This is a genomic window from Vibrio sp. qd031 (genome assembly GCF_002100145.1).
Classification (GTDB): domain Bacteria; phylum Pseudomonadota; class Gammaproteobacteria; order Enterobacterales; family Vibrionaceae; genus Vibrio.
Map to the genome: position 1 here is coordinate 24,869 of NZ_JXQD01000025.1, position 18,274 is coordinate 43,142.

Genomic DNA, 18,274 nt, shown 5'->3' on the forward strand with positions numbered 1-18,274 from the left:
GCAGCAATAGACCAAGGATGGTAAATGCAAAAACTCGTTGTTGCAGGGATTGGCACAGCGTTAATAGCTCCAAGTGGAATGAGTGCGGAAACGATCGTCGATCCTGCCGCACATTATGAAGCTGTGATCTCTGCAGCCCTCGTTATTAGTGAAGGCGACTTACTTTCTTTTGGCTTCAATGTTTTTGATCCAAATAAGATTTTAGGAACAAACAACCCTAATCTTGGTGGCGCTGACTCTATTGAAGCGGCGGATCGCATTAGTAGTATTTCATTGCCGACGACATTTTATGTTGGTAGTGAGGAAGGCCTGTGGCTACACCGAGTGAAATTACGAGCGGCCTGGATGGGGCTGAATAGGGAGATTAACTATTCTATTCTCGATGTCCCAGCCATAGAGGAGTGGCCCAATGACTACTCTGATGATTCTGTTTTAACGGGCTATGCCGAGTACGCTTTAGGCTATAACTTTGCACCCAGATGGCATGTATATGGAGGTACAGGTGTACATCTCATGTATTATCAAAACGTGTTTGATGCCAATAGCCCGCTGATTAGTGAAGTCGAAAAAATTGGTTTGGACACATATGCGAATACGGACACATTCGCCTGGGTAGTTGAACCCCAAATTGATTTCAATTATACCTACCAATACCCCCTCGCTGAATTCCAGTTTAACTCCCAATACCACTATTTTTATGGGCAGAATTTTGGTGGGTCTGGAGGGCAATATCGTGCAAGTCCAGAAAGCTGGACCATCAGTAACAGTGTTCAACTTAAACATCACCTACCCACGTTTTTTGAGCATAAGCAAAATATCCTATGGCGGTATAGACGCATCGATTTGGGTGGGGACCTCAGACAACCTCTGAGAGCGACACATTACAACGAATACAGTGTGGGATGGATTATCGATACCTCTCGCTACTCATCTCTTATTTACAATGTGGGCTTGGGGATCAATATCAATTACGGGAGCTCACTCAATGGAGGCTCGATTGTGTTTTTCTACAACGAATAAAAAAACCTCGTCATGAAACGAGGTTTTTTGGTTTTAAGTATTTTGTATCGTTTACATGGTTGCCGCTAAGATAGCACCAGGAATGACGATAAACACACACGCAAGATAACCCGCAACTACAGACTTGTTCTTAATGGCCATATTTGAAATGTAATCGGCACCTTTAAGTGGTAGTTCTCGTAAGAACGGAATACCAAAGATGACAGCCGTTGCAGTGAGGTTGAATATTAGGTGAACAAGCGCTATCTGCAATGCAAAGGCTGCATGTTCACCACTCACCGCAGTGGCAGCCAGTAGAGCCGTAATACAGGTACCAATGTTTGCCCCTAGCGTGAATGGGTACACTTCGCGTACTTTTAATACACCAGAGCCGACAAGTGGAACCATGAGGCTTGTCGTTGTCGACGATGATTGAACCAATATCGTCACAACAGAGCCAGAAGCGATGCCGTGCAGAGGTCCACGCCCAATAGCATTTTTTAGGATCTCGCGTGCACGTCCTACCATTAGTGTCTTCATTAATTTACCCATAGCGGTAATGGCAACGAAGATGGTCGCAATGCCTAGGAAAATAAGAACCACACCGGCTGTAACGTCATTAAAGTTAGCGGTTAGGGGATCTTTCACCATCGAAATTACAGGTTTGGTAAGCGGTTTAATAAAGTTGAATCCGCCCATGCTCATATCACCTGTCGCAAGCAGAGGTGATACTAACCAATGAGAAATTTTTTCGAAAATGCCAAACATCATTTCCAGTGGTAGGAAGATAATTACGGCAAGAAGGTTGAAAAAGTCGTGCACTGTTGCACTAGCAAACGCTCGCTTAAACTCAGTGTTACAACGAACGTGACCTAAACTGACAAGGGTATTGGTCACTGTCGTACCAATATTAGCACCCATAACCATAGGGATAGCGACTGAAACCGGCAAACCGCCAGCAACAAGTCCCACAATGATAGAGGTTACAGTACTTGAAGATTGAATTAATGCAGTGGCAACTAAACCAATCATTAATCCAGCAATAGGGTGAGAAGCAAACTCAAAAAGTGTCTTGGCGTGCTCACCGGTAGCGAGTTTAAAACCGCCGCCGACCATGCCTACTGAAAGAAGCAGTAGGTACAACATGACAACTAAACTAGCCCAGCGTGCCCAATTGCCCGTTTTTGTGACCGGCGTGGCCGTGGTTTCTGTGGCTTGATTTAACATTGTATTCTCCGCGACCGTATAAAAGTTTGGTCAAAATGAATTATCCAGCGGAATAGTAGTGTGCTTATATTTCAGTTATATGACAGTTTTGAAAGAAATCCTTAAATAAAGTGTCATAAAGCAAACGATTGGCATAGTGTTAACTTTATGATTTTAAAAGCATAAAATTGAAAAGATCCCGCGATAGTTTGATAGAAATGTTTTGTCATATTTGTTAGTTATAGTTGATGCGTTTCGAATGATATTTGGTTATTTATCGGAAAAAGTATATATTTCCAATCAAACAACAAGAATTCCCGAGGTATTATCGACGGATGTCACATCTTAACTATAACCACCTTTACTACTTTTGGATGGTGTGTAAGCAGGGGAGTGTTTCGAAGGCTGCTGAAGCGCTGTATTTAACACCGCAAACGGTCACTGGCCAGATAAAACTGTTAGAAGAGCGCTTTAAAGGTAAGTTGCTCAAAAAGAGTGGTCGCTCTGTCGAACCCACTGAGCTAGGACTGTTGGTGTTTAAATATGCGGACAGGATGTACAACTTGAGCTATGAGATGCTCGATATCATCAATTATTCCCAGCGAGAGAATTGGTTGTTCGAGGTTGGCGTAGCTGATGCCCTCTCTAAGCGTATCGTCAGTCATATTCTTTCTATTGCGACAGAAAGCCAGAGCAATGTTCATATAAGATGCTTTGAATCGACGCACGAGCATTTACTCGAGAAACTATCCCAACACAAATTGGATATGATAATTTCGGACTGTCCTGTCGATGTGAGCCAAAGCAGTGGGGTGTTTAGTAAGAAGTTAGGAGAGGTTGGTATGAGCTTCTTCAGCGCTAACAAGCAAAAAGGAAATGTGTTTCCGGAAAACATCGAAAGTTACAAACTTCTATTGCCAAGCTCCAACACGACAATGGGCCGTAAAGTATGGCGTTGGTTTGACAGTCTAGGCATCACGCCAAATGTACTTGGAGAGTTTGATGATGTCGCCTTAATGAAGGCTTTTGCTGAAGTGCACCGCGACGCCATTTTTATTGCGCCTACACATCATCTTAATGGTCAGGCAATCGCTCAGGCTCAATTTCACCCAATAGCAAAAATTGAGGAGTTGAGGGAAGAGTACCATGTGATTTTTGCAGAACGGATGATACAACACCCTGCCGTAAAGGCGATTTGTGAGATCCACTTCGAGCAAATGATTTCTTAGCCTTGCGGTAATTTAGCCGCCAAGGTGCTCGTTTTACAAAGGTTTATAAAGACGATACTATTTTGCCTGAACAAAAAAACAGGCATAGAGTTAATCAGTTGGAATTGAGAAATGAATATTAGAGATATGGAGAAAAACTCGGCCAAGGCAATTACCTTGCTTAAAGCGGTAGCCAATGAGCGACGTTTACAGATTTTGTGCTTGCTCTATGAGCAAGAGAGCTCGGTGACGGATTTAAGTGAACGGCTAAACTTGAGCCAATCTGCTCTGTCTCAACATTTAGCGTGGCTGCGTCGCGATGAGTTAGTGACCACTCGAAAAGAGGCGCAAACGGTGTTTTATTCGCTAAATAGTGAAGAAGTGAAACGTCTGGTCCATCTGTTGCACGATATGTACTGTTAATGACATAAGCATCGTAGAAGACGGTGCTTTATTTTTAAGCTCTCTGAGTTTCAGATACAAAAAAACCGGCCATGGCCGGTTTTTTTTAGCTTAAATCAAAACAATTATAGAGCTTTGATAGCCGCTGAGAAGCGAGACTTATGACGAGCAGCTTTATTCTTATGAATAACGCCTTTAGTCGCCATGCGGTCTAGGATTGGTGCAACTGTTGCTAGTGCTGCAGTTGCTGCTTCTTTGTCGCCAGCTTCAATAGCTGCAACAGTTTTTTTCATGTAAGTGCGCATCATCGAACGACGGCTAGCGTTGTGCTGGCGACGTTTCTCAGCTTGGATAGCGCGCTTCTTAGCAGATTTACTATTTGCCAAGGGTCTAACTCCCAAAAACTTTATTCGGTACTAATTAAGGCGGTGGAGCATGCCTGTTTACACACCGAAAGTCAAATGAATTGTGTAAAACAGAGGCAAATTCAAACAAAATATGTATTTGCAGGTTCAACACGGTTAAGATGGCGGGGATTCTACCAGTATTCTTTTTTCATTGCTAATAAATCTGTATTGAATAGACGTCTAATTTAGGCTCTTTTTTCAGAAGCAATTTCGTGTGTATTCTAGAGGCAAATTTTGAGCCGAAAACTTCTCAAATCGGGGCTAATTGTCAGCAGCATGACGATGGTGTCGCGTGTACTAGGTTTGGTCCGCGATGTCGTGATCGCCAATCTAATGGGTGCAGGGGCCAGCGCCGATGTCTTTTTCTTTGCCAACAAAATTCCCAACTTCTTACGTAGACTGTTTGCCGAAGGGGCTTTTTCTCAAGCCTTTGTTCCAGTGTTAACCGAGTACCAAGCTAAAGGTGATGAGCAAAAAACGCGAGAGTTGATTGCCAAGGTCTCGGGAACATTAGGCGTCATAGTGTCTATTGTGACGCTGCTAGGAGTGATAGGATCAGGCGCCATTACCGCGCTGTTCGGTGCAGGTTGGTTTCTAGACTGGCTCAATGATGGTCCGTCAGCACCCAAATACGAATTAGCCAGCTTTCTTCTTAAAATTACGTTCCCGTATTTATGGTTTGTCACTTTCGTCGCCTTGTCTGGTGCAATATTGAACACCTTAGGGCGGTTTGCTGTCTCATCATTTACTCCCGTGTTCCTTAACGTGATGATTATAGGGAGCGCTTGGTTTTTGTCACCAAGGCTCGAGCAGCCAGAAGTGGGCTTAGCTATTGGTGTATTTCTAGGTGGACTGGTGCAGTTTCTTTTCCAGATCCCTTTTCTCTATAAAGCAGGTGTACTTGTTCGTCCACAGTTTGGATGGTCTCACCCAGGTGTCACTAAAATCAGAAAATTGATGATCCCAGCGCTGTTTGGCGTTTCGGTGAGCCAAATTAATTTGCTGCTAGATACCTTTATAGCCAGTTTCTTAATGACTGGCTCCATCAGTTGGCTGTACTACTCGGATCGATTGCTTGAATTTCCGCTTGGTCTATTTGGTATAGCGATCGCAACGGTCATACTTCCAGCGCTATCCCGAAAGCATGTTGATGCTGCGCCACAAGCGTTTGCCGCAACAATGGATTGGGGGGTTCGCATGGTCATTACTTTAGGTATGCCAGCGATGGCAGGGTTAGTGGTATTGGCGAAACCCATGCTTATGGTGTTATTTATGCGTGGCGAGTTTGGTATGCACGATGTTCAGCAAGCGTCTTATTCGCTTATTGCCTATGCCAGCGGGTTGCTTAACTTCATGCTGATTAAAGTACTGGCGCCAGGGTACTATTCGCGTCAAGACACCAAAACCCCAGTGAAATACGGCATCATCGCTATGGTCACCAACATGGGCTTTAACCTTATTTTTGCCTACTTCTACAGTTATGTGGGGCTTGCGATCGCGACAGCACTGTCCGCTCTGGTGAATATGTTGCTGCTTTATAGAGGGTTGCATCAGCAGGGTGTGTATAAAATAGAACGCTCAACCCTGTTGTTTATTGGCAAAATCACAGTGGCTGTAATAGCTATGGTGATGGTGTTGTTGCAAATTTCTGCCTCGTTCGACACTTGGCTTGCGATGAGTTTTGCGCAGCGAAGCACAACACTTACTGGGTTAATTGCTGCGGGTGGGTTAACGTTTGTTGTTACTTGTGTGATTTTGGGCTTAAGACCTCGCCATTTTAAAGCAGCAGCCTAATTGGGTAACTTCTGTTCTGGCGTAGTAGTGAACGAATGTTATATAATTCGCCAGTTTTACTAATTGATAGATTTTAAGCCGATTAAATGGAACTTATCCGCGGTATTCACAATGTTAAACCACAGCATCATGGCTGTGTGTTAACGATAGGCAATTTTGATGGTGTGCATTTAGGGCACCAATCAGTTTTGGACAAACTGTCAAATAAAGCGAGTGAGCTAATGTTGCCTACCGTAGTGATGACGTTTGAGCCACAGCCTATGGAGCTATTTCTAAAAGATAAGGCTCCCGCTCGGCTTACTCGATTACGAGATAAGTTTGTACAACTCGATAAGCTAGATATCGATAGATTGCTGTGTATCAACTTCACTCAAGACTTTGCTCAATGGGAAGCGAAACGCTTTATCCAGGAGCTATTGGTTGAAAAACTAGGCGTGAAGTATTTAGTCGTTGGCGATGACTTTTGTTTTGGTCGCCATCGTCAGGGCAACTTTGACATGCTTAAAAAAGCCGGCGATGAGTTTGGCTTCGAGGTCGTTAATACACAAAGTTTTGTACTAGAGCAGACGCGAGTGAGTAGTACCTATATTCGCCAAGCGCTGTCTAACGATCAACTGTCGACGGCTCAGCAACTGCTTGGGCGTCCATACAGCATCAGTGGGCGTGTGTCTCATGGTAGAAAGCTTGGGCGTACCATTGGCTTTCCTACGGCAAACTTACCTTTAAAGCGCAACGTAAGCCCAGTCAGTGGTGTGTACGTGGTGCAAGCTATCGATTTAGATGGCAATAATGTAGGTGGCGTGGCGAATATTGGTAATCGCCCGACGGTAAATGGCGTCAGACAACAGTTAGAAGTGCACCTATTCGATTACTCTGGTAATTTATACGGTAGACAGCTAGAAATTGCGTTGCTGCACAAGCTGCGTGATGAAATTAAGTTTGAGTCTTTTGATGCGCTCAAACAACAAATAGAATTAGATGCGTCTTCGGCACGAATGTGGCTGAAGGCACAACAGGATTTATAGTTAAGCGGTGGCTTCTCTATAAGGTAATAATGTCAAAATCCACCCATAATGAACGGAAAATAGAATCGATGAGTGAGTATAAAGATACCCTGAACCTTCCTGAAACAGGGTTTCCAATGCGCGGTAATCTGGCGAATCGTGAGCCAGAGATGCTTAAGCGTTGGTATAAGGAAGATCTTTACGGTGAGATCCGTAAAGCCAAGAAAGGAAAGAAATCCTTTGTTCTTCATGATGGCCCTCCGTATGCAAACGGCGACATTCATATTGGTCACGCACTCAACAAGATTCTAAAAGACATTATTATTAAGTCGAAGACCCTTTCAGGCTTCGACGCTCCGTATATTCCAGGTTGGGATTGCCACGGCCTACCCATTGAATTAATGGTAGAGAAAAAAGTGGGCAAGCCAGGGCAGAAAGTAACGGCGGCTGAGTTCCGTGAGAAGTGCCGTACTTATGCTCAAGGTCAAGTTGACGGCCAGCGTGAAAGCTTTAAGCGCCTAGGCATCTTGGGTGAGTGGGATGCGCCATACCGCACTATGGATTTTGGTACTGAAGCCAACATCATTCGTGCTCTGGGTAAAATCGCCGACAACGGACACCTGCTAAAAGGCTTTAAACCTGTGCACTGGTGTACAGATTGTGGTTCCGCTTTGGCAGAAGCTGAGGTTGAGTACAAAGATAAAGTTTCTCCTTCTATCGATGTTCGCTTTAAAGCGGCAGACGAAGCGTCTCTAGTCGAAAAATTCACCTTGGCCGAAGGCCATGCAGGTGAAGGTGACGTGTCGGTTATTATCTGGACCACCACACCTTGGACGTTGCCAGCAAACCGTGCAGTTTGTATGCGTGATGATCTTGAATACGTACTGATCCAGATCGAGGGCGAGACTAAAGAGCGTATTATTGTTGCGTCTGAGCTTGCAAAAGATGTGATGGATCGTGCCGGTGTTGAGCACTACCACAACTTAGGTTTTGCTAAAGGTAGCGATCTAGAGCTGTCTCAATTTAAGCACCCATTCTATGACTTTACTGTTCCGGTCGTACTTGGCGATCACGTGACAACGGAATCAGGTACTGGTGTGGTTCACACCGCGCCAGGCCATGGTCAAGAGGATTTCGCAGTAGGTCAAAAATATGACCTAGAAGTTGCAAACCCTGTCGGTTCAAATGGCGTGTATCTGCCCGATACAGAGCTTTTTGCTGGGCAACACGTATTTAAAGCGAACGATGCAGTCGTCGAAACGCTGAAAGAGCATGGAGCACTATTGCACCATCACGCTTACGAGCATAGCTACCCGCATTGCTGGCGTCACAAAACACCGATCATCTTCCGTGCAACCCCACAATGGTTTGTCTCAATGGATCAAGCTGGACTTCGCGCTAAAGCGCTAGAGGCAATTAAAGGCGTTCAGTGGATGCCTGATTGGGGTCAAAGCCGTATTGAAGGTATGATCGAAGGCCGCCCAGAGTGGTGTGTGTCTCGTCAACGCACTTGGGGCGTGCCAATTGCTCTGTTCGTTCACAAAGAGACCTCAGAGCTTCATCCAAATAGCTTATCACTGATTGAAGATGTGGCTAAACTGGTCGAGCAAAAAGGTATTCAAGCGTGGTGGGATCTCGAGCCTGCTGAGCTGCTTGGTGACGACGCAGACAACTACGAAAAAGTGTTAGATACGTTGGACGTATGGTTTGACTCTGGCGTGACACACTATTCAGTGGTAGACGCTCGTGAAGAGTTTGGTGGACACAGTGCCGATCTTTATTTGGAAGGGTCGGATCAACACCGTGGCTGGTTCCAGTCGTCGTTGATCTCTTCAATTGCAATGAAGGGCGTTGCGCCTTACAACCAAGTGCTTACCCACGGCTTTGTGGTTGATGGCCATGGTCGTAAAATGTCGAAGTCTATTGGTAACGTGGTTGCGCCAAAAGATGTGACCAACAAGTTGGGTGCCGACATCCTTCGTTTGTGGGTTGCGTCAACCGATTACACAGGTGAAGTTGCAGTTTCTGATGAAATCTTGAAGCGAAGCGCAGACGCATACCGTCGTATTCGTAACACCTCTCGCTTTTTCTTGGCAAACCTAAGTGGCTTTAATCCAGAAACGGATTTGGTTGCACCAGAAGACATGGTAGCACTGGATCGCTGGGCGGTAGGGCGTGCTCTAGCGGCTCAAAACGAGATCGTGAAAGCATACCAAGAGTACAATACCCACGCCGTTATGCAGCGTTTGATGCACTTCTGTTCTATCGAAATGGGCTCGTTCTACCTCGATATCATCAAAGATCGTCAATACACAGCAAAACGTGGTGGTCATGCACAACGCAGTTGTCAGACAGCGTTGTATTACATCGTTGAAGCCTTGGTTCGTTGGATGGCACCAATCATGTCATTTACTGCTGATGAAATCTGGAACCAAATGCCACAAACGCTGCCAACTGGCGATAGCCGCGGTAAATTTGTGTTTGCTGATGAGTGGTTTGATGGTCTGTTTGGTCTTGCTGATGGTGAAGAGCTAAACGATGAGTTTTGGAATGATGTGCAAAGCGTTCGAGGTGCTGTGAATAAGCTTCTTGAAGCGGCACGTAATGAGAAAACCATTGGTGGTTCCCTGCAAGCTGAAGTGACTCTGTATGCTGACGATACACTGGCAGCGACATTGAACAAGCTGAGTGATGAACTGCGTTTTGTTCTTCTAACGTCTAAGGCTGCGGTTAAACCACTTAGCGAAAAATCTGAATCGGCTCAAGAGACCGAGCTTGAAGGATTGTTTGTTCAAGTTGATGGCTCGGAAGCACAGAAGTGTGACCGTTGCTGGCACCATACGGCAGACGTAGGCACTATTGAGGGTCACGAGACCATTTGTGGCCGTTGTGTGACGAATGTAGACGGTGAAGGCGAAGTTCGTCAGTTTGCCTAATACCAATAGACGTAATTAACGGGTCAGAAAATTGCGCCGGAAAAATCGCTAAGAGCAAGGCAAAGATTACCGTAGATAGTTGTTCTACCTTCAAAATCTTTAACGCCGCTATTTGCGATTTTAACAAGCGATAATGATCAGTTAATTGCTTTGGTTGGTATCACTTCAATGACATTGGTGTTGTCGCGGCAATGCGGCAACACCAGACATTGCTTGTCTGCTTGAAAGCGCATTCGTTAAGGAAGAACTCATGAAAGAGTCGGCATTGCCAGTGAAAGAGTCTGGACTTCGTTGGTTGTGGCTTGCACTGCTGCTGTTTGTTTTAGACATTGGTGTAAAATACCTAGTCATGAATCAGATGGGCTATGGCTGGTCTAATCGCATAGAAATCTTACCCTTTTTTAATCTGTTGTATGTCCATAACTATGGGGCAGCCTTCAGTTTCTTGGGTGACCAAAGTGGTTGGCAACGTTACTTATTTACCGGTCTTGCGTTTGTTTTCTCACTCGTTTTGATGACGTGGATGAGAAAGCTACCAAAATCTGCTGTTTGGTTGAGTATTGCCTACGCCTCTATTATTGGTGGTGCTTTGGGTAATGCCTACGATCGTGTGCTGCACGGTTACGTCGTCGATTATTTAGACTTTTACTGGGGAACGTATCATTGGCCTGCATTTAATATTGCCGACATGGCGATTGTAATAGGTGCCGCAATGATTATTCTTGATGGATTCTTTAGTAAAGAAAAAACGGAATCTAACCCTTCTTCCAGTAAGTAACGGTTTGGAGCTCCTGTAAAACATGCGTTTTGCCCGTATTTTGAGCGATTGTCTCTCTAAAGGGTGAAATGATGAATTTTTTGCTTGTCAGCGCCTGAGCCTTTCGTTAGTATTTGCTCCGCTCTCAACGAGAGACGCGTTAGCTATATTGTAGAACGAATGGTTTTGAATCATTTATAATAGCGCTGGCGGAACAAATTGGAACATAGGTGGAAATATGTTTGAAACTCTACTTGTGATTTACCTGTTGGCTGCGCTTGGTGTTATTGGCCTAGTTTTAATTCAGCAAGGTAAAGGCGCCGACATGGGCGCGTCGTTTGGAGCTGGAGCGTCAAATACCGTATTTGGTGCGTCTGGATCAGGTAACTTCCTGAGCCGAATGACTGCAATATTTGCAACAGTATTTTTTGTCGTTAGCTTGGTGATCGGTAATCTTACCGCACACAAGCCTGAGTCTCAGTGGGTTGACCCTACTCAAGGCCAGGTGATACAACAAACTAACGATGAACTGGGGTTACCGGTCGAAGAAAATTCGAACGATATTCCTCAGTAGAATAGTTGATGCCGAGATGGTGAAATTGGTAGACACGCTAGCATGAGGTGCTAGTGCCTTTGGTGTGAGGGTTCGAGTCCCTCTCTCGGCACCATTATTCGACTTGATAATCAAGTCGTTGAGCGTATAATGCTCGACAGTCGGACGCGGGGTGGAGCAGCTTGGTAGCTCGTCGGGCTCATAACCCGAAGGTCGTCGGTTCAAATCCGGCCCCCGCAACCAATTTTCAGGACGTGATTGTTAAGTCAGCCAAGTCGAGGTTTTTTACCTCAAAGCGGTCCGCTTAACTTGGCAGCTAAGTTAAATCTAAGCTATTTTTTAGCGGGGTTTAGTTTAGTAATATCAGGGTCCAGCAACAAAAACCCCGACTTTTCGGGGTTTTTTGTTATTTGAGATTTATCTACGTGGATACTCTCAAATAGTGTGCTAGGTATTAAATTGGGCTTTAGGCCCTTTTTTTGTTTCTGGAGTGGTAAGAATGACTGGATTAGAAAGACAGTTGACCGAAATGCTGCAGGCGCCGGTAGAGGCACTTGGGTATGAATTAGTGGGTGTTGAATTTATCCGTGCAGGTGAGTATTCAACCTTACGCATCTTTATAGACAGCGAAAACGGCATTAACGTTGACGACTGTGCCGAAGTAAGCCATCAGGCGAGCGCGGTTTTGGATGTAGAAGATCCAATTTCGGTGGCTTATAACCTAGAGGTTTCTTCTCCAGGTCTAGAGCGCCCTCTATTTACAGCTGCACACTATGAAAGATTTATCGAAAGCGAAGTAAGCATCGTTTTGAAAATGGCGGTGGGCAATCGTCGTAAGTGGAAAGGTGTAATCAAAGGTGTTGAAGGTGAAACCATCAGCGTCGAAACCGACGGACAAGTCGAAGAGTTTGCACTGAGTAACATTAACAAAGCGCACCTAATTCCGAAATTTTAAGCCAGTGTATAGGGCATTAAGAGGCTAGAAGGATGAACAACAAAGAAATTTTAGCAGTTGTAGAAGCTGTTTCAAACGAAAAAGCGGTACCTCGTGAGAGTATCTTTGAAGCACTAGAAATTGCTTTGGCAACCGCCACTAAAAAGAAATATGAGATGGAAGTAGAAGTCCGTGTTGCGATTGATCGCAAAACCGGTGACTTTGATACATTCCGTCGTTGGGAAGTTGTAGAAGAAGTAGAGTTTCCAACCAAACAAACTTCACTAGAAGCGGCAAAATACGAAGACGAATCATTAGAAATTGGTGATTATGTTGAAGATGATATCGACTCAGTGAAGTTTGACCGTATTGCAACACAAACCGCTAAGCAAGTCATCGTACAGAAAGTACGTGAAGCTGAGCGCGCTCAAATCGTGGGTCAATTCATCGATAACGAAGGTGAGCTTCTTACTGGCGCGGTTAAAAAAGTCAATCGCGACACGGTTATCCTAGATTTGGGTAACAATGCAGAAGCGGTTATTTTACGTGATGACCAACTTCCACGTGAAAACTTCCGTTCGGGCGACCGAGTGCGTGGTCTACTATACAAAGTGGATCCAGAAGCACGCGGCTTCCAACTGTTTATGACTCGCTCTAAACCAGAGATGTTGACTGAACTGTTCCGTATTGAAGTGCCAGAAATTGGCGAAGACTTGATTGAACTAAAAGGCGCTGCGCGCGATCCTGGTTCACGCGCAAAAATTGCTGTGAAAACCAACGACAAGCGTATTGACCCTGTAGGTGCTTGTGTTGGTATGCGTGGAGCACGTGTACAAGCGGTTTCTGGTGAGCTTGGTGGTGAGCGTATTGATATTGTTCTTTGGGACGATAACCCAGCACAGTTCGTTATTAACGCAATGGCTCCAGCGGATGTTGCTTCAATCATTGTTGATGAAGACACCAACTCTATGGACATCGCGGTAGAGGCGGACAACCTAGCACAGGCTATCGGCCGTGCAGGTCAAAACGTACGTCTTGCGTCTCAACTTACCGGTTGGGAACTAAACGTAATGACCGTTGAAGATCTAGAGAAGAAGCACCAAGAAGAATCTCAAGAGTCGATTGAATCGTTCATGAAGCACCTAGACATCGAGCAAGATTTTGCTGAGTTGTTGGTGGAAGAAGGGTTCTCAACACTTGAAGAAGTAGCATACGTACCAGTAGCTGAGCTACTGGAAGTAAACGGCTTGGATGAAGATCTTGTAGAAGAGTTACGTGGTCGTGCTAAAGATGCACTGACAACGCTTGCGCTTGCACAAGAAGAGTCGTTTGAAGGTTTAGAACCAGCAGAAGACCTATTAGGTCTTGAAGGTCTAGAACGCGAATTGGCGTTCAAACTTGCCGCTAAAGGCGTAGTGACATTAGAAGACCTAGCTGATCAAGGCGTCGATGAATTAGAAGACATTGAAGGCCTAACTGAAGAGCGTGCTGGCGAGCTGATCATGGCCGCGCGTAATATCTGTTGGTTCAACGAAGAATAATCAGCAAGGGGAGGTAGTGGAATGACACAACTTACAGTTAAAGCGTTAAGCGATGAGATTGGTACACCAGTTGACCGTTTAGTAGAGCAACTTGCTGATGCAGGTATGAATAAGTCACAAAGCGATATTGTGACGGAAGATGAGAAACAAGTACTTTTGACACATCTTAAAAAAGAACATGGCGATACAGCTGCTGAAGCTGAGCCAACACGTCTAACATTGCAACGCAAAAAGAAGAGCACGCTAAGCGTTGCTCAAACTGGCGGTAAGAGCAAAAACGTACAAGTAGAAGTACGTAAAAAGCGCACTTACGTTAAGCGCAGCGTTGTTGACGATCAAAAAGCGGAAGCAGAAAAAGCACGCTTAGAAGCAGAAGCTGCTGAGCAAGCTGCTGCAGAAGCGAAGGCAAAAGCGGAAGCAGATGCGAAAGCAGCTGCAGAAGCGAAAGCCAAAGCAGAAGCCAAAGCGAAAGCTGACGCAGAAGCGAAAGCCAAAGCAGAAGCGGAAGCAAAAGCAAAAGCTGAGAGCCAAACTCCAGAAGAGCGCGCTGCTGCAGAACTTGCTAAGAAAGAAGCGGATGAGCTTCAACGTCGTCAAGAAGAAGAAGCGGCACGTCGCATCGCTGAAGAGGCTGCGAAAGCGGCAGAAGAAGCGAAACGTCTTGCTGTTGAATCTGAAGCGCGTTTGCAAGAAGAAGCTAAGAAAACCAAAACCGTTGACTTCCATACCACAACCTCTACTTACGCTCGTGAAGCCGAAGATGAACAAGAGCGTCGTGATGAAGGCGGTCGTCGTAAGAAGAAAAAGAAAAAAGCACCTGAAGCAAACAATCGCGGTGGACGTAATAACCAACGTGGTCGTAAGGGTAAGTTAGCGAAACCTACCTCTATGCAGCAAGGCTTTGATAAAAACGCAACCGTCGCTAAATCTGACGTTGTCGTTGGCGAAACCATTGTTGTTTCTGAGCTAGCGAACAAGATGTCTGTGAAAGCAACAGAAGTGATTAAGGTCATGATGAAAATGGGCGCTATGGCGACCATTAACCAAGTGATCGACCAAGAAACTGCACAACTAGTGGCAGAAGAAATGGGTCACAAAGTGGTTCTGCGTAAAGAGAACGAGCTAGAAGAAGCGGTACTTGCAGATCGTGATAACGACGCATTGGCGGAAGGCCGTGCACCTGTTGTTACTATCATGGGTCACGTTGACCACGGTAAGACATCAACACTGGATTACATTCGTAAAGCACACGTTGCTTCTGGCGAAGCGGGTGGTATTACTCAGCATATCGGTGCTTACCACGTAGAGACTGAGAACGGTATGATTACCTTCTTAGATACTCCTGGACACGCCGCGTTTACCGCAATGCGTGCTCGTGGTGCTCAAGCGACAGATATCGTTGTACTTGTGGTTGCTGCCGATGATGGTGTAATGCCTCAGACTATCGAAGCGATTCAACACGCGAAAGCGGCCGGCGTGCCACTTATCGTTGCTGTGAACAAGATCGATAAAGAAGATGCTAACCCAGATAACGTTAAGAACGAATTGGCTCAGTACGATGTTATTCCTGAAGAGTGGGGCGGTGAGAACATGTTTGTTCACATCTCTGCTAAGCAAGGTACTAACATTGAAGGCCTACTAGAAACTATCCTTCTACAATCTGAAGTTCTTGAACTTACAGCCGTGAAAGAAGGTATGGCGTCTGGTGTGGTTGTAGAATCTCGCCTAGATAAAGGTCGTGGTCCTGTAGCTACTGTTCTTGTTCAGTCTGGTACCCTAAACAAAGGTGATATCCTTCTTTGTGGTCAAGAGTACGGACGTGTTCGTGCAATGCGCGACGAAAACGGTCAAGAGATCTTTGAAGCTGGTCCATCTATTCCTGTCGAAATCATCGGTCTATCTGGTGTTCCGTCTTCAGGTGATGAAGCTACTGTAGTACGTGATGAGCGTAAAGCTCGTGAAGTTGCGAACTACCGTCAAGGTAAATTCCGTGAAGTTAAGCTTGCACGTCAGCAGAAATCGAAACTTGAAAACATGTTCTCGAACATGACCGCTGGTGAAGTTGCTGAACTTAACGTCGTTCTTAAAGCTGATGTACAGGGTTCTGTGGAAGCAATCTCAGACTCACTACTGAAACTGTCGACTGATGAAGTGAAAGTAAACATCGTGGGTTCTGGTGTTGGTGGTATTACCGAAACGGATGCAGTACTTGCTGCAGCGTCTAATGCTATCGTTCTTGGCTTCAACGTTCGTGCTGATGCTTCAGCTCGCCGTACTGTTGAAGCAGAAAGCTTAGACCTTCGCTACTACTCAATCATTTACCAATTGATTGATGAAGTAAAACAAGCGATGGGCGGTATGCTTGCTCCTGAATTCAAGCAAGAGATCATTGGTCTTGCTGAAGTTCGTGACGTATTTAAGTCGCCTAAACTGGGTGCTATCGCTGGTTGTATGGTTACCGAAGGTACCATCAAGCGTAACAACCCAATTCGTGTACTACGTGAAAACGTTGTAATTTACGAAGGTGAACTTGAGTCACTACGTCGCTTTAAAGATGACGTACAAGAAGTTAAGAATGGTTACGAATGTGGTATCGGCGTTAAGAACTACAACGATGTACGCGTAGGTGACCAAATCGAAGTATTCGAAATCGTTGAAATCAAGCGTACGCTTGATTAATCAGTACATTGACTAATCAACACATTGACTAAAATCACCTTCGAATCTAATTTTGAAGGTGATGGTTGTTGAATACACCATGAGGGGCCTTAGCCCCTCATTCTTTTTATAGTGAGAAAAGAAATGTCAAAAGAATTTAGCCGTACCCAGCGTGTGGCTCAACAATTACAAAAAGAACTGGCTGTTATCGTGCAGCGTGAAGTGCGTGATTCACGCATTGGTATGGTGACAGTCTCTGACGTAGAAGTGTCTCGTGACCTTGCCTACGCGACAGTTTTCGTTACTTTTTTGTGTGTGGGTGAACAAACACCTGAGTCGTGCCTAGCTGCGCTAAAAGAGCATGAAGTGATGGTACGTATGGCGCTAGGCAAGCGTATTCGCCTACGTCTAACGCCTGAAGTGAAGTTTGTATACGATGAGACTTTGGTTGAAGGCATGCGCATGTCTAACCTAGTCAGCGAAGTTGTGTCTAATGATGCACAGAAGAAAGGCGAAGCAGGTCGTCAAGACGAGGAACGTGAGGACGAAGAGTAATGGCACGTCGTCGTAAAGGTCGTCCAGTCCACGGTGTATTACTGCTCGATAAGCCAACCGGTGAATCGTCTAACCACGTCTTACAAAAAGTAAAACGCCTCTACTTTGCAGACAAAGCGGGACATACAGGAGCGTTAGATCCATTAGCGACTGGTATGCTACCAATATGCTTAGGTGAGGCGACAAAGTTCTCTCAGTACCTGCTTGAATCAGATAAGCGTTACATTGTTAAAGCTAAACTTGGAGAGCGTACCAACACCTCTGATTCAGACGGTGAAGTGGTTGAAACTCGCCTTGTGAAAGTCGATCGTGGTCAATTAGAGCGTTGTGTGGCGAAGTTCAAAGGGACCACCAAACAGATCCCTTCGATGTTCTCGGCATTAAAATATCAAGGTCGCCCACTGTATGAATACGCCCGCGAAGGCGTTGAAGTTCCTCGCGAAGCGCGTGACATTACGGTGTACACCATTGAGCTGCTAGGCTTTAATGGCGATGAAATCGAGATGGACGTTCACTGCTCAAAAGGTACCTACATTCGCACCATCGTCGATGACTTAGGCGAAATGCTTGGATGTGGTGCTCACGTGACCTATTTGCGTCGTACACAGGTAGCGAAATACCCTTACGAGCGCATGGTGACTTTAGAGCAACTCGAAGCGTTATTAGAACAAGCTCATCGTGAAGAGATCGCGCCGCGTGAGCTGCTTGATCCATTGTTGCTCCCTATGGACACAGCGGTTATCGACTTGCCAGAAGTGAACATGCTTCCAGAGCTCGCCGATATGGTCCAACACGGTCAGCCGGTACAAATTTTTGGTGCACCTGTTGAAGGGCAAGTTCGAATGACGTCTGGCGAAGAGCGCTTGTTCATAGGTGTCGGCGAAATTGATGACGATGGGAAGGTTGCGCCTAAACGGTTGGTTGTTTTTAGGTAAAAGCGAGAGGCGAGGGCGCTGCGCTTTGAGAGGCGGCGAGTGCGCTGGCGCTTCGAGGATCGAGGACGCTGCGCTTTGAGAGGCGAGGGCGCTGACGCTTCGAGAGGCGAGGGCGCTGCGCTGCGAGGGACGGTCGGTGAAGTGGGCTTATTTGCTTTTGCTCGAAGCTTTTCGCAAGAAAAGCGCCTCGCAGTCACGTAGTGACGCCCTCGCACCTCGAAGCGAAGCGCCCTTCTATCTCGAAGCTTTTCGTAAGAAAAGCGCCTCGCAGTCACGCAGTGACGCCCTCGCACCTCGAAGCGAAGCGCCCTTCTGCCTCGAAGCTTTTCGCCAGAAAAGCGTCTCGCAGTCACGCAGTGACGTCCTCGCTCCTCGAAGCGAAGCG

15 protein-coding genes and 2 tRNA genes are annotated in these 18,274 nt (G+C 45.8%); 15 read left to right on the forward strand and 2 right to left on the reverse strand.

From position 1 onward, the window contains the following. Positions 1–24 precede the first annotated feature (24 nt). Positions 25–1,020 carry a Solitary outer membrane autotransporter beta-barrel domain gene (locus ST37_RS12090; protein WP_084886732.1) on the forward strand — a complete coding sequence of 332 codons (996 nt, stop codon included), beginning with the start codon at positions 25–27 and terminating at the stop codon, positions 1,018–1,020. 51 nt (positions 1,021–1,071) lie between these two features. Here ST37_RS12090 and ST37_RS12095 read toward each other — a convergent pair whose 3' ends face one another. Continuing rightward, complete coding sequence (locus tag ST37_RS12095) at positions 1,072–2,226, reverse strand: Na/Pi symporter (RefSeq protein WP_084886734.1); 1,155 nt, start codon at positions 2,224–2,226, stop codon at positions 1,072–1,074. A 314-nt stretch (positions 2,227–2,540) separates the two neighbouring features. Here ST37_RS12095 and nhaR point away from each other — a divergent pair, with 314 nt between their 5' ends. Continuing rightward, entirely contained in the window at positions 2,541–3,434 is an 894-nt protein-coding gene (gene nhaR / locus ST37_RS12100; RefSeq protein ID WP_084886736.1) for a transcriptional activator NhaR, read from the forward strand. 111 nt (positions 3,435–3,545) lie between these two features. Next, positions 3,546–3,836 (forward strand): metalloregulator ArsR/SmtB family transcription factor, encoded by a 291-nt coding sequence (locus ST37_RS12105; protein ID WP_084886738.1) that lies wholly within the window; start codon positions 3,546–3,548, stop codon positions 3,834–3,836. A 104-nt stretch (positions 3,837–3,940) separates the two neighbouring features. Here ST37_RS12105 and rpsT read toward each other — a convergent pair whose 3' ends face one another. Continuing rightward, positions 3,941–4,201 (reverse strand): 30S ribosomal protein S20, encoded by a 261-nt coding sequence (rpsT, locus tag ST37_RS12110; protein WP_084886740.1) that lies wholly within the window; start codon positions 4,199–4,201, stop codon positions 3,941–3,943. Between the two features lie 255 nt (positions 4,202–4,456). Between rpsT and murJ the strand changes: the two genes are divergently transcribed. The 12 genes from murJ (at position 4,457) to truB (ending at position 17,889) form a co-directional block, all read left to right on the forward strand. After that, positions 4,457–6,016: a murein biosynthesis integral membrane protein MurJ gene (gene murJ / locus ST37_RS12115; RefSeq protein ID WP_084886742.1), complete on the forward strand. Its 1,560-nt coding sequence runs from the start codon at positions 4,457–4,459 to the stop codon at positions 6,014–6,016. Between the two features lie 86 nt (positions 6,017–6,102). Further along, positions 6,103–7,041 carry a bifunctional riboflavin kinase/FAD synthetase gene (gene ribF, locus ST37_RS12120; RefSeq protein WP_084886744.1) on the forward strand — a complete coding sequence of 313 codons (939 nt, stop codon included), beginning with the start codon at positions 6,103–6,105 and terminating at the stop codon, positions 7,039–7,041. A 68-nt stretch (positions 7,042–7,109) separates the two neighbouring features. Continuing rightward, the gene (ileS, locus tag ST37_RS12125) at positions 7,110–9,956 is read left to right on the forward strand and encodes an isoleucine--tRNA ligase (protein WP_084886746.1); all 2,847 of its coding nucleotides are present in this window, start codon (positions 7,110–7,112) and stop codon (positions 9,954–9,956) included. A 250-nt stretch (positions 9,957–10,206) separates the two neighbouring features. Next, positions 10,207–10,734, forward strand: a complete 528-nt coding sequence (gene lspA / locus ST37_RS12130) for a signal peptidase II (protein WP_084886748.1) — start codon at positions 10,207–10,209, stop codon at positions 10,732–10,734. 217 nt (positions 10,735–10,951) lie between these two features. Continuing rightward, positions 10,952–11,287: a preprotein translocase subunit SecG gene (gene secG, locus ST37_RS12135; protein WP_084886750.1), complete on the forward strand. Its 336-nt coding sequence runs from the start codon at positions 10,952–10,954 to the stop codon at positions 11,285–11,287. Positions 11,288–11,297: 10 nt separating this feature from the next. After that, positions 11,298–11,381 (forward strand) — tRNA-Leu (locus ST37_RS12140). 51 nt (positions 11,382–11,432) lie between these two features. Beyond that, positions 11,433–11,509 (forward strand) — tRNA-Met (locus ST37_RS12145). A 256-nt stretch (positions 11,510–11,765) separates the two neighbouring features. Continuing rightward, a complete protein-coding gene (rimP, locus tag ST37_RS12150) occupies positions 11,766–12,221 on the forward strand; it encodes a ribosome maturation factor RimP (protein ID WP_084886752.1) in 456 nt (151 codons plus the stop codon). Positions 12,222–12,253: 32 nt separating this feature from the next. Further along, on the forward strand, positions 12,254–13,741 hold the full coding sequence (nusA, locus tag ST37_RS12155; RefSeq protein WP_084886753.1) for a transcription termination factor NusA: 1,488 nt from the start codon (positions 12,254–12,256) through the stop codon (positions 13,739–13,741). 21 nt (positions 13,742–13,762) lie between these two features. Continuing rightward, entirely contained in the window at positions 13,763–16,420 is a 2,658-nt protein-coding gene (gene infB, locus ST37_RS12160; RefSeq protein WP_084886756.1) for a translation initiation factor IF-2, read from the forward strand. Between the two features lie 123 nt (positions 16,421–16,543). Further along, positions 16,544–16,954 carry a 30S ribosome-binding factor RbfA gene (gene rbfA / locus ST37_RS12165; protein ID WP_084886758.1) on the forward strand — a complete coding sequence of 137 codons (411 nt, stop codon included), beginning with the start codon at positions 16,544–16,546 and terminating at the stop codon, positions 16,952–16,954. Continuing rightward, positions 16,954–17,889 (forward strand): tRNA pseudouridine(55) synthase TruB, encoded by a 936-nt coding sequence (truB, locus tag ST37_RS12170; protein ID WP_084886759.1) that lies wholly within the window; start codon positions 16,954–16,956, stop codon positions 17,887–17,889. Before rbfA ends, truB begins: the two co-directional genes overlap by 1 nt. Positions 17,890–18,274 lie beyond the last annotated feature (385 nt).

Excerpts from the sequence above, each read along its gene's own strand:
- secG (WP_084886750.1), top strand. The coding sequence starts at position 10,952 with ATGTTTGAAACTCTACTTGTGATTTACCTGTTGGCTGCGCTTGGTGTT.
- truB (WP_084886759.1), top strand. The coding sequence starts at position 16,954 with ATGGCACGTCGTCGTAAAGGTCGTCCAGTCCACGGTGTATTACTGCTC.
- lspA (WP_084886748.1), top strand. The coding sequence starts at position 10,207 with ATGAAAGAGTCGGCATTGCCAGTGAAAGAGTCTGGACTTCGTTGGTTG.
- nusA (WP_084886753.1), top strand. The coding sequence starts at position 12,254 with ATGAACAACAAAGAAATTTTAGCAGTTGTAGAAGCTGTTTCAAACGAA.
- rimP (WP_084886752.1), top strand. The coding sequence starts at position 11,766 with ATGACTGGATTAGAAAGACAGTTGACCGAAATGCTGCAGGCGCCGGTA.
- ST37_RS12095 (WP_084886734.1), bottom strand. The coding sequence starts at position 2,226 with ATGTTAAATCAAGCCACAGAAACCACGGCCACGCCGGTCACAAAAACG.
- rbfA (WP_084886758.1), top strand. The coding sequence starts at position 16,544 with ATGTCAAAAGAATTTAGCCGTACCCAGCGTGTGGCTCAACAATTACAA.
- ST37_RS12105 (WP_084886738.1), top strand. The coding sequence starts at position 3,546 with ATGAATATTAGAGATATGGAGAAAAACTCGGCCAAGGCAATTACCTTG.
- nhaR (WP_084886736.1), top strand. The coding sequence starts at position 2,541 with ATGTCACATCTTAACTATAACCACCTTTACTACTTTTGGATGGTGTGT.
- ribF (WP_084886744.1), top strand. The coding sequence starts at position 6,103 with ATGGAACTTATCCGCGGTATTCACAATGTTAAACCACAGCATCATGGC.
- infB (WP_084886756.1), top strand. The coding sequence starts at position 13,763 with ATGACACAACTTACAGTTAAAGCGTTAAGCGATGAGATTGGTACACCA.
- ST37_RS12090 (WP_084886732.1), top strand. The coding sequence starts at position 25 with ATGCAAAAACTCGTTGTTGCAGGGATTGGCACAGCGTTAATAGCTCCA.
- ileS (WP_084886746.1), top strand. The coding sequence starts at position 7,110 with ATGAGTGAGTATAAAGATACCCTGAACCTTCCTGAAACAGGGTTTCCA.